Origin of the sequence: Burkholderia arboris, assembly GCF_902499125.1 — a bacterium.
GTDB lineage: Bacteria > Pseudomonadota > Gammaproteobacteria > Burkholderiales > Burkholderiaceae > Burkholderia > Burkholderia arboris.
Genome location: NZ_CABVPX010000009.1, coordinates 243,604 through 254,303 on the forward strand (window position 1 = coordinate 243,604; position 10,700 = coordinate 254,303).

Sequence of the window (10,700 nt, forward strand, 5' to 3'; positions counted from 1 at the left end):
GTTGTTCCTTCAGTGCCTCGGAGCCTTGGCCCATCAGTCCGTCGCGAAACTGCCCTGCGCCGGACGCGACGCGCGCGCGATGCGCTTGCCGGCGGTGTAGTCGTTGATCAGGTCGCACGGCGTGTAGTTGCGTTCCAGCTCGTGCAGTTCTTCTTCGGCGAGTTGCGTTTCGAGCGCGCCGAGCGCGCTGTCGAACTGCGCGACGGAATCCGCGCCGACCAGCATGCTCGCGATGCCGGGGCGGCTCAGCACCCACGCCTGCGCGATCTGCGCGGGCGGTACGCCGCGGCGCTTCGCGACCTTCGCGACCGATTCCGCGATCGCAAGCGATGAAGCATCGCCGTACATCTGCGCGGTGAAGAAGTCGGTCTGGTTACGCGTCGATTGCGGCTCGCAGGTCAGCAGGCCGCGCGCGAGCGGGCTGAACACCGACACGCCGACGCCCTGGTCGATGCAGTACGGCACCATCTCGCGCTCTTCCTCGCGATACGCGAGGTTCAACTGCAGCTGCATGTTGATCGGCTTGTCCCAGCCGTTTCGTTCGCAGGCCTGCATGATCTTCGCGAACTGCCACGTATACATCGTCGATACGCCGATATAGCGCGCCTTGCCCGCGCGCACGATGTCGTGCAGCGCGCTCATCGTTTCCTCGACGGGCGTGTTCACGTCGAAGAAGTGCAGCATGAAGATGTCGACGTAATCCATCCCGAGCCGCTTCAGCGAAGCGTCGATTCCGTCGAGCACGTGCTTGCGCGAATGGCCGCCCGCGTTCGGATAGCTGCCCATGTCGTAGCCGACCTTGGTCGTCACGACGAGCTCCTCGCGGCGCGCATTGCGCTTCAGGATGCGGCCGACCACTTCCTCGCCGACGCCCGTCGAATAGAAATCCGCGAGATCGATGAAGTTGACGCCGGCGTCGAGCGCACGGCGCACGATCGGCTCGCTCTGCGCTTCGTCGAAGATCCAGGGCTTCCATTCGGGGGTGCCCATGTTCATCGTGCCGAGACACAGGCGGGACACCTTCAGGCCGGACTGGCCGAGGCGGACGTATTCCATGTTTCCTCCAGGTGCGGCCTTGTGTCGGCCGCTTGTCGTCGTCAGTTTTTCTTCGGGGTATAGAACGGGTTCGACACGTCGCGCGCGGCGGCGAATACCGCGTCGCGATGCGGCAGCCCTTCCATCGCGGCGACGATCGCGTTGCGGCACGCACGATAGTTGTTCTCGAACACGGCATCGAGATCGTCGGTCTGCGGGTTCACCCAGTTCGCCGACACGACGACCCAGTCGTTCTCCGCTTCGGGCGGCAGCGTGCCGTTCTCGAGCGCTTCGGCCACGGCCTTCGCGATGCCGGCCTGCGACGCGCCCCACGTGGCGTTGCCGTGGAAATCGCCGGCGATCTGCGCCTTGTTGACGTACAGCGTGAGCGGCTTGGTCGGCACGCCCGGCTGCGCGATCACGACGAACGGCGCATGGCCGGCCGACGGCGTCGCGAGGGCCGTGGCGAACGCCTGGCCCGCCGGGCCGTTGCGCGGGCCGACCAGCACGTTGATGTGCGCGAGGTTGACGCCGGGGCCTTCGAAGCCTTCGCCGATGTAAAGCTGCCTGGGTTGAGATGCGGTCATTGCGGTGTCTCGTCGATGAGGTTGGGTGTGAGGCGATTGTGGTGGGCCGCGGCGCGGCCGGTGAATCGATGTTTTCTGATCGGGCTATGAGTTTTCGTCGTCTCCGGGAATGCCCTGAGGCCGGCACGCGGACGCCCGCCGGGCGGGCCTCGGCCGGTGTCGTGACGGCGGGCGGGGCGGGCTCGGCGGGCGGGCATTCGCGAACCGGCTCCGGGTTTGTCATACCCGGGCAGGGGTTGGAGGGCCGGGCGCATCCGGACAACAATCGGCGTACTCCGAGCCCTATCTTTCGTCTTCCCTTCTTTTTTCGAAAGCGAGTAATTCCGATGGCTGCCATTCAAAGGCCCGATTGGTCGAAGCTCAGTTCGCTCGATCCGGAACTGATCCGCGCATTCGTCGCCGTGGTCGAGAGCGGCGGCTTCACCGCGGCGGCCCGGCAACTGCATCGCACGCAATCGACGATCAGCCTGCGCATCCGCACGCTCGAGGAGCGGCTCGACACGCACCTGTTCATGCGCAACAGCCGGCGGCTCGAACTGTCACGCGACGGCGAGAATTTCCTGATCCATGCGCGCCGCATCATCCAGGTGCAGAACGACGCGATCCTCGCGCTGAAGCAGGCGAGCAGCGATCGCGGCGTCGTGCGCTTCGGGCTGCCCGAGGACTATGCGGAGCTGTGGCTGCCCGATCTGTTGAAGTCGTTCTATGCGATGCGGCCGGGCGCGCGCTTTCACGTGCATTGCCGCACGTCGCTCGAACTGCTCGAACGGCTGCAGGCCGGCGAGCTCGACGTCGCGCTCGTCGTGCGCCACGGGCCGAACGCGGGCGGACGGCTGCTCGGCCGTCACGAGGTCGTGTGGGCCGCGCACCGGGATTTCGCGCTCGGCCCGCAGGCGTCGGTGCCGCTCGCGCTGTTTCCGGAGACGTGCTGCTACCGGCAGCGCGGGCTGCAGGCGCTCGCGACGGCCGAGCGGCCGTATCACGTCGTCTATACGAGCCAGAGCCCGACCGGCATCAAGATCGCGGTGAACCACGGCGCGGCCGTGACGATGATCGACCGCTGCACGCTGCCCGAGAACTGGCGCGTGCTCGACGAGACGGACGGGCTGCCGCCGCTGCCGGCGGCCGATCTCGAACTGCATCGCTCGCCGGGCATCTGCGATCCGCTGACCGACGATCTGGTGTCGCTGATCGAATCGATGGTCGACGAGCGGCGGCGCGCGTCGCTCGAAGCGTTCGCGTAGTGCGGCGACCGACGCGCGGGCGAGGCTGACGCGGACCGTGGCGCGCGGCCGCGGCGCGCACATGACGGCCGCACGGTGGCGTGTCGTATCCCCGTGCCGTTTTTTGCACCGGCGGCCCGTTTTTTTGCACGATGTTTATGCGGTCTCTTCTAAGCTGGGGATGTGTCGAACAGCCGAGACGGTCTCCGTCCGCTCCATGACCTTCATTCATCCCGTTCCCGCCTTCAATGCCGCCGGCCGCCAGTTGCGCGCCGGCGCACGCAACAACGTCATTCCGTTCCCGCCGCCGCGCCCGCGCCTGCAGTTGCCCGTCACCTTGACGGCCGATTCCGGCGAACACGCGCACGCGCGGCTCGCGGCGCTGCTGCATTCCCCGCTCGGCGTGTATGTCGTCAGCGCGCGTGCCGTGCGCGACGTGATCCACGTGCACTTCGACATCGCGCCGGAAGACCTGGATTTCACGCTGCACATGCTGATCGCGCAGCAGGCCGATGCGGTGATCGGGCCGGTCGCGCGCTGGTTGCGCGTCGGGCCGAAGGCACGGTGAAGCGGGGAGCGGTTGTTGCCCGTTCCTCGATGGCTTATCCGATCCGCTGCCCGACCGCCGGGTTGCCGCGCTATCCGCCCGCAGGCGGCGGACAGGCGCGCGACACCGCGTGCGCGGCGCCGATCCTGAATACGGAGGGGTCATGGACCTCATGGAAGCAGTGCAGGTCGCGCGGCCGGCAAGCCGTCGCGTACGGACGGCGTCGCTGCCGTCGGGCCAGCAACTCGCGCGTCAGCTCGTGACGACGGTGCGCGTGGCCGAAGTGCTGCTGCATCAGGCGATCGTCGTGCCCGACGGGCATCAGTGGTCGGCCGACACCGAGCGGGTCGACGCGATCGGCGGGCCGCTAGAGGCCTGGGAGACCTGCGTGGCCTGGCGGATCGGCAAGGTGTTCGGGGCGGCGGTCAGCCCGGCCGCACGCGTCAACGATCCCGGCCAGGTGGCGGTCGAGATCCGGCTCTGCCTGCCCGAGCAGGCATATGTGGCCGAGCGGCGCGTGAGCATCTTCGGCCGCCGCCACGGCCACCGGTTCGGCGCGACGCTGTCGGTCGCGTCGGGCGCGCAATGGGGCTGGCAACGTACCGAACACGTGGTGCCGGAATGTCGGCACTTGCGCGCCGATACGCTCGAGGCACTCGTCGATGCGGTTGCCGCGCACGTCAACGCGGCGCTGGGCGCGGCCGGGTTCGGCGCGACGCGCTGACTATGCGTCGCCGGCCTGCCCGGTCTGCCGCTGCAGGTCTTCCATCAGCTGTTCCGCGAGAAAGTCGCACGGCGGCCGCTTCGATTTCGTGCTGCGTGCGAGGATCAGTTCGAGCGGCGGCAGGTCGGGCAACCCGTGCGAGCGGCCCAGCATCGACAGTTGCGCGGGAATCGCGCAGCGCGCGAGCGGCGCGACCGCAAGGCCGGCCTCGACCATGCTCAGCAGCCCGAGCAGGCTCGGGCTTTCATATGAGGTGCGGTATGGCACCTTGGCGCGCTCGAGGCTGCGGATCGCATTCTCGCGCGCGACGCTGCCCGGCATGAACACCGCGATCGGCAGCGGCCGTTCTTCCCAGACGCGCGGCCCGTTCGTCATCGCGGCCCACGCCATCGGCTCGTGGCGGATGAAATCGCCGGTCAGCCCCTTGATGCGCGTGCCGCACACGAGATCGACGGTGCCGTCCTTGATCAACGGCGCGAGCGCGCTACTCGGCAGCCCGATCACCTGGATCTCGACCTTCGGGTAGGTCGCCGAAAACTTCTTCAGGACGGAAGGCAGCAGCGACGACGCATAGTCGTCCGGCACGCCGATCACGACCTTGCCGGTCACTTCCGGCCGTACCACGGCCGCCCATGCCTCGTCGCGCAGCGCCAGCATTCGTCTGGCGAATCCCAGCAGCACCTCGCCCTCGCGCGTCAGCACGATGCTGCGCGGCTTGCGCACGAACAAGGGCCGGCCGATCGCGTCTTCCAGGCTCTTGATCTGCATGCTCACGGCCGACTGCGAGCGGTTCACGGCCTCGGCGGCGCGCGTCATGTTGCCGGTCTCCGCGACGGCGACGACGGTGGTCAGTACGTCGTGATCGAGCATCTTCATCGGTATCAGGAAAACTGAACGTAACGATCAGCATTATGCGTTTTTATTGTTGCTGTGTGTCTGCCATAGTGCGATCACGCTGGCGTTTCCCCCGAGGGTGGCGCGGCGAACGGGCCGGCCGAGCCGGCGTGCAGGACTGAACAAGGAAGCGTGGTGTATCGATGATGGACCATCCGTTGCGCGCCGCCCTGGCCGCGGAATTGCATGCCCGGCCGTTCCTGCGGCTCGCCGAAGCCGTGTCGCTCACGCATTACGCGATCTACGCGGACGGCCAGCCCGACATCCACGAAACGCTGCTGCACGCGCTGTGCCGCGATACCGGCATTGCCGCGCCGCACGACGGCGCGACGCACTACGCGGTGCAGTCGCCGAGCGGCTGGCACCTGAAGTGGGAGCGCCACACCGAATTCTCGACCTTCACGTTCGTCGCGCCGCGTCGCGACACCGGCTATTTCGACGATCTCGCGATCGAAGGCATTCCGGCCGCGTGGTTCGCGCGGCTCGCCGGCATCCGTTTCGTCGCGGTGCGCATGGAACTGCTGACGGGCGACGCCGCGCGGCTCGTCTGCGGCGACCTGCGCCGCTGGATCGACGGGCCCGCGCTCGTCGGCAGCAGCGTGCTCGGCGGCGGCAAGGTGTTCTGCGACTGGCATGTGCGCGACGACGGCTTCATGCGCTTTCTCGTCGTCGACGAGGATTTCCGCGAGGAGCAGGGCGGCCGCCTGCTGCAGCGCCTGTATGAAATAGAAACGTACCGGATGATGGCGCTGCTGGCGTTGCCCGTCGCACGCCGGATGAGCCGCGAGCTCGACGAGATCCACGCGGCGCTGCACGCATTGATGCAGCGGATGGACGCGAGCGGTGCCGACGGCGACGACACGGCGCTGCTCGTCAAGCTCACGCATCTCGCGGTACGGGTCGAATCGCTGTCGGGATCGGGCGCGCGCTTCAGTGCGTCGCGTGCGTACGAAAAGCTCGTGCTGGCGCGCATCCACGAGTTGCGCGAGGAACGCATCGAAGGGATGCCGACGATCGCCGAATTCATGGAGCGGCGCTTCGCGCCGGCGATGGAAACCTGTCGCAGCGTATGGGCGCGCCACGAACAGATCGCCGCACGGATCGCGCGGGCGGTCGACCTGCTGCGCACGCGCGTGAACCTCGCGCAGGAAAAGGACGTGACACGCCTGCTGGCTGGCATGGAGCGCACCGCGCGTAACCAGCTGCATCTGCAACATGCGGTCGAGGGGCTGTCGGTGGCCGCCATTTCGTACTACGTGCTGTCGCTTGCCACGGCAGCGTTCAAGGCGCTGCACGTGATGAACCTGCCGGTCGACCCCGAACTGGCGGAAGGCCTGTTGATCGCACCGGTCGTGTTCGCGGTGATTCACATCACGCGGCGAACGCGTGCGCAGCTGGCGCGATCGGAGGCGGCGCACGACGGCACGACAGTGCATGCGGCAGCGTTGAAGCAGGTCGGTTAGAACATCTAAAACATGATCAGGTAAAGGAGTGGAGATGACTTTTTCGCAGAATCAAGCAGGGTTTCATAGCGGTTTCGATGCCGCGTTCGACGAACCGGCATCGGACGATGCCGGCGTGCCGGAAGCGGCGCGCGTGACGTCGTATCAGGCCGTGCTGCAGGAACCGATGACGTCGCTCGTCGGGAATACGCTCGATCGGCCGGACGTCGCGGCGGTGGCGATTCTCGGCTACAACTGACGCGGTTTGCCGCGCCGGTTCGATCCGGCGCCGCGGCGTGCATTACCCGGCTGCCTTCCGGCTCGCCGGGCGTGAATCGCCTTCCGGTTTTTCCTTTCCCTTTCCCAGTGCCAGCGCCAGCTCGACGAACGCGCGCGCGGCCGCGCTGCGGTACGCGCCCTTGCGCTGCAGCAGCACGGCCGTGCGCTTCAGGACGGCCGGATCGAGCGCGACGGCGACGAGATCGTCGTGCCCCGTCGCGATCGTCGCGGGCAGCAGCGTCGCGAGGTTCGTGCGGCGCACGATCTCGATCACCGCACCCAGCGAATTCGCTTCCATCAGCACGCGCGGCTGCACGTCGTGCTCGCGGAAATAGCGATCGATCTGCGTGCGTGTCGCGAACTCGGCCGTGAGCAGCACGAGCGGCGCATCGTGCAGCGCGCGCAGGCCGGCCTTGCGCTTTCCCGCGAGCGCGTGCCGACGGTTCACGACGAGCGCGAGCGTTTCGACCAGCAACGTCTCCACTTCGATATCCGCCGACTGCACGTCCTCGAATGCGATGCCGACATCGAGCTCGTCGTCGACGAGCAGCGTCTCGATACGCTCCTGCGACATCTCGCGTACCGACAGCGTCACGTCCGGATAACGCCCGTAAAACGCGTCGACGAGCGGCCCGACGAGATAGCTCGTGAAAGTCGGCGTGACCGCGATCCGCAGCGAGCCGCGGCTCAGATCCTGCACGTCGTGAATGGCGCGCCGGCCTTCCGCGAGATCGTGCAGCGCCTGCCGCGCATAGCGGAAATACACGTCGCCGGCGTCCGTCAGCCGCGTGACGCGCCCGGTGCGGTCGAACAGTTGCGCGCCGAGCGTCTCCTCGAGCTGCCGGATCTGCTGCGACAGCGCGGGCTGCGACACATGCAGCGCGGTGGCCGCACGCGTGAAGCTGCGATGTTCGGCGACGGCCAGGAAGTAGTGGATATGGCGCAGCAGCATGGCGGTTCCTATAAGTCGTGCTTATCGGGTGGATCATAAATCAGTCTTTTACGTTATTGGAAGTCCGGCGTAACCTGCCCTTCATCGATTCCACCCGACCCGGAGAACACGCGATGAAGGACATCATCGAAGGCTTCCTGAAGTTCCAGCGCGACGCCTATCCGGAACGCGCCGCACTGTTCCGCGATCTCGCCCGCAGCCAGCACCCGCGTGCGCTGTTCATCTCGTGCTCGGACAGCCGGCTCGTGCCGGAACTCGTCACGCAGCGCGAACCGGGCGACCTGTTCGTGATCCGCAACGCCGGCAACATCGTGCCGTCGTACGGCCCCGAGCCGGGCGGCGTGTCGGCGTCCGTCGAATATGCGGTCGCCGCGCTACGCGTGACCGATGTCGTGATCTGCGGCCATTCCGACTGCGGCGCGATGACCGCGATCGCGACGTGCCAGTGCATGGACCACATGCCGGCCGTCGGCCACTGGCTGCGCTACGCCGATTCGGCGCGCGTCGTGAACGAGGCGCGCACGCACCGCAGCGAACGCGAGCGGATCGACTCGATGGTGCGCGAGAACGTCGTCGCGCAACTCGCCAACCTGAAGACGCACCCTGCCGTGCGGCTCGCGCTCGAAGAAGGGCGTCTCGCGCTGCACGGCTGGGTCTACGACATCGAATCGGGCTGTATCGACGCCTATGACGGCGCGACCGGCCGGTTCGTGTCCCTCGCGGAGCACCCTGGTATCCGCGCGACTCCCGCGACGCTCGCCGTCGCGGCCTGAATCCGAATTGCTCCCACTCCACCACGAGGAATTGCCATGATCCAGTCCCAGCACAGCCAGACTGCCCGCCACGCGCTTGCGGAAACCGTCGTCCTCGCGAAGGCGCGCAAGAACCTGTCGTTCGCGCAGCTCACCGAAGGCACGGGCCTGAGCGAAGCGTTCGTTACCGCCGCGCTGCTCGGCCAGCATGCGCTGCCGGCCGATGCGGCGCGCGTCGTCGCCGGCAAGCTCGGCCTCGACGACGATGCGGTCCTGCTGCTGCAGACGATCCCGCTGCGCGGCAGCATCGACGATCGCGTGCCGACCGATCCGACGATCTACCGCTTCTACGAAATGCTGCAGGTGTACGGCACGACGCTGAAGGCGCTCGTCCACGAGAAGTTCGGCGACGGCATCATCAGCGCGATCAATTTCCGGCTCGACGTGAAGAAGGTCGACGATCCCGAGGGCGGTTCGCGCGCGGTGATCACGCTCGACGGCAAGTACCTGCCGACCAAGCCGTTCTGACGCCCGCACGGCGCCGCGGCAGCAGCGCCGTACAGGTTCCGCCCGACGTGCGCCGGCTGCCGGCCGGCGCGCGTTCCCGCGATTCCGTTGCAACGAGGCCACCGCCATGGATTTTGTGAAACGCACGATCGATCTCGCGATGAAGAACGTGGAAGAGGGCGGCCGCCCGTTCGCGACGGTGATCGTCCGCGACGGCGAGATCGTCGCGGAGAGCCCGAACCTCGTCGCGCAGACCCGCGACCCGACCGCGCACGCCGAGATCCTCGCGGTGCGCGACGCGTGCCGCAAGCTCGGCACCGAGCACCTGACCGACTGCGAGATCTACATCCTCGCGAGCCCGTGCCCGATGTGCCTCGGCTCGCTGTACTACTGCAGCCCGAAGCGCGTGATCTACATCACGACGCGCGAGGATTACGCGCCGTTCTACCGCGACGACCGCAAGTACTTCGAGCTCGACACGTTCTATGCCGAATATGCGAAGCCGATCGAGGCACGCCGGTTGCCGATGGTGCAGCAAAAGCACAGCGGTGCGATCGACGTGTACCGGCGCTGGCAGGAACTGAACGCGAAGTGACGTCACCCGCGCGGCGCACCGGCCGCGCGTGGCAGCCGCCCCGGCTGCTCGTTTTCCCCACCCTGCGTTTCGCCCGGCGGCGCCCGATCTGCCGGGTGCCCGCGCCGCTGCACGGGCGCCGTGTCGCGCCCCGTTTTCCCGCCTCCCCAAACATCGATCCCGTTCAATGTCCGGAACGGAAATCCGCGATCCAAAAGGTTTTTGACACGTTTAAAAATTCGCCCTGGAGACGACAGAAACGTGCGGAAAGCCCGATGAAAACCAATGAAATGTTCATGACAGCCAGCGCGCCGGCCGATGCCGGCCGACGCGAATGGCTGCCGATCGCCGTGCCTTTCCCCCAGCCCTGTTTCGTTGCGCCATTCGTTCCGGACAGGGAGTCGTTCGATTCCGCTCCACCGACACCGCGCGCGCGTCCGACCGGTCGCGCCTGACGCCCGAGATTCGCTTACCTGCCCAACACGGACCATCATGAAACGGGATTCATTCAGTACACCTGATGCAGCGCTTCGAGCGACGATCGATCCGCTCAAGCCGAACGACGCCTTCGTGCGCATCGAAAACGTCGTGAAGAAATTCGGCGACAGCACGGCCGTCGACAACGTGAACCTGACGATCGCGAAGAACGAACTGTTCGCGCTGCTCGGCAGCTCCGGCTGCGGCAAGTCCACACTGCTGCGCATGCTCGCCGGGCTGGAAACGGCCACCTCCGGCAAGATCTTCGTCGACGGCGAGGACCTCGCGTCGCTGCCGCCGTACCGCCGCCCGGTGAACATGATGTTCCAGTCGTACGCGCTGTTCCCGCACATGACGGTCGAATCGAACGTCGCGTTCGGCCTGAAGCAGGAAGGCACGCCGAAGCATGAGATCAAGGAGCGCGTGGCCGATGCGCTCGCGCTCGTGCAGATGAGCAAGTACGCGCAGCGCAAGCCGCATCAGCTGTCCGGCGGCCAGCAGCAGCGCGTTGCGCTAGCCCGCTCGCTGGTCAAGCGCCCGAAGCTGCTGCTGCTCGACGAGCCGATGTCCGCGCTCGACAAGAAGATCCGCCAGAAGACCCAGCTCGAACTCGTGAACATCATCGAGAAGGTCGACGTGACCTGCGTGATGGTCACGCACGACCAGGAAGAGGCGATGACGATGGCCAGCCGCCTCGCGGTGATGAG

General features: G+C 66.9%; 14 protein-coding genes. 10 read left to right on the top strand and 4 right to left on the bottom strand.

All coding sequences use genetic code 11. The features are described 5' to 3' along the window. Positions 1-33: 33 nt before the first annotated feature. A complete protein-coding gene (locus BLA15945_RS14020; protein ID WP_059237815.1) occupies positions 34-1,056 on the bottom strand; it encodes an aldo/keto reductase in 1,023 nt (340 codons plus the stop codon). A 41-nt stretch (positions 1,057-1,097) separates the two neighbouring features. Then, positions 1,098-1,622 carry a formaldehyde-activating enzyme gene (gene fae / locus BLA15945_RS14025; RefSeq protein WP_031397394.1) on the bottom strand — a complete coding sequence of 175 codons (525 nt, stop codon included), beginning with the start codon at positions 1,620-1,622 and terminating at the stop codon, positions 1,098-1,100. Between the two features lie 326 nt (positions 1,623-1,948). Between fae and BLA15945_RS14030 the strand changes: the two genes are divergently transcribed. The 3 genes from BLA15945_RS14030 to BLA15945_RS14040 all read left to right on the top strand — a co-directional run bounded on the left by BLA15945_RS14030 (position 1,949) and on the right by BLA15945_RS14040 (position 4,116). After that, entirely contained in the window at positions 1,949-2,866 is a 918-nt protein-coding gene (locus BLA15945_RS14030; RefSeq protein ID WP_044848054.1) for a LysR family transcriptional regulator, read from the top strand. A gap of 196 nt (positions 2,867-3,062) precedes the next feature. Then, positions 3,063-3,413 (top strand): hypothetical protein, encoded by a 351-nt coding sequence (locus BLA15945_RS14035; protein WP_059237814.1) that lies wholly within the window; start codon positions 3,063-3,065, stop codon positions 3,411-3,413. A 142-nt stretch (positions 3,414-3,555) separates the two neighbouring features. Next, the gene (locus tag BLA15945_RS14040; protein ID WP_174992667.1) at positions 3,556-4,116 is read left to right on the top strand and encodes a hypothetical protein; all 561 of its coding nucleotides are present in this window, start codon (positions 3,556-3,558) and stop codon (positions 4,114-4,116) included. Here the strand turns inward: BLA15945_RS14040 and BLA15945_RS14045 are convergent, their stop codons facing one another. Continuing rightward, positions 4,117-4,992: a LysR family transcriptional regulator gene (locus BLA15945_RS14045; protein ID WP_059237812.1), complete on the bottom strand. Its 876-nt coding sequence runs from the start codon at positions 4,990-4,992 to the stop codon at positions 4,117-4,119. It abuts the gene before it with no gap. Positions 4,993-5,153: 161 nt separating this feature from the next. On the opposite strand from BLA15945_RS14045, the gene BLA15945_RS14050 reads away from it, so the two are divergent. Beyond that, entirely contained in the window at positions 5,154-6,473 is a 1,320-nt protein-coding gene (locus BLA15945_RS14050) for a DUF3422 family protein (RefSeq protein ID WP_174992668.1), read from the top strand. Positions 6,474-6,507: 34 nt separating this feature from the next. Beyond that, a complete protein-coding gene (locus BLA15945_RS14055) occupies positions 6,508-6,711 on the top strand; it encodes a hypothetical protein (RefSeq protein WP_059237810.1) in 204 nt (67 codons plus the stop codon). A gap of 42 nt (positions 6,712-6,753) precedes the next feature. Here BLA15945_RS14055 and cynR read toward each other — a convergent pair whose 3' ends face one another. Beyond that, on the bottom strand, positions 6,754-7,683 hold the full coding sequence (cynR, locus tag BLA15945_RS14060) for a transcriptional regulator CynR (RefSeq protein ID WP_174992669.1): 930 nt from the start codon (positions 7,681-7,683) through the stop codon (positions 6,754-6,756). A 113-nt stretch (positions 7,684-7,796) separates the two neighbouring features. Here cynR and BLA15945_RS14065 point away from each other — a divergent pair, with 113 nt between their 5' ends. From BLA15945_RS14065 to BLA15945_RS14085, 5 genes are all read left to right on the top strand, one after another. Next, complete coding sequence (locus BLA15945_RS14065) at positions 7,797-8,456, top strand: carbonic anhydrase (RefSeq protein ID WP_174992670.1); 660 nt, start codon at positions 7,797-7,799, stop codon at positions 8,454-8,456. A 36-nt stretch (positions 8,457-8,492) separates the two neighbouring features. Continuing rightward, a complete protein-coding gene (cynS, locus tag BLA15945_RS14070) occupies positions 8,493-8,963 on the top strand; it encodes a cyanase (protein ID WP_059237807.1) in 471 nt (156 codons plus the stop codon). A 106-nt stretch (positions 8,964-9,069) separates the two neighbouring features. Continuing rightward, entirely contained in the window at positions 9,070-9,537 is a 468-nt protein-coding gene (locus BLA15945_RS14075; protein WP_174992671.1) for a nucleoside deaminase, read from the top strand. 254 nt (positions 9,538-9,791) lie between these two features. Then, positions 9,792-9,971, top strand: coding sequence for a hypothetical protein (locus tag BLA15945_RS14080; RefSeq protein WP_174992672.1), 180 nt, complete (start codon positions 9,792-9,794; stop codon positions 9,969-9,971). A gap of 37 nt (positions 9,972-10,008) precedes the next feature. Next, on the top strand, positions 10,009-10,700 hold a 692-nt coding region (locus BLA15945_RS14085), incomplete at its 3' end, for an ABC transporter ATP-binding protein (RefSeq protein WP_174992673.1).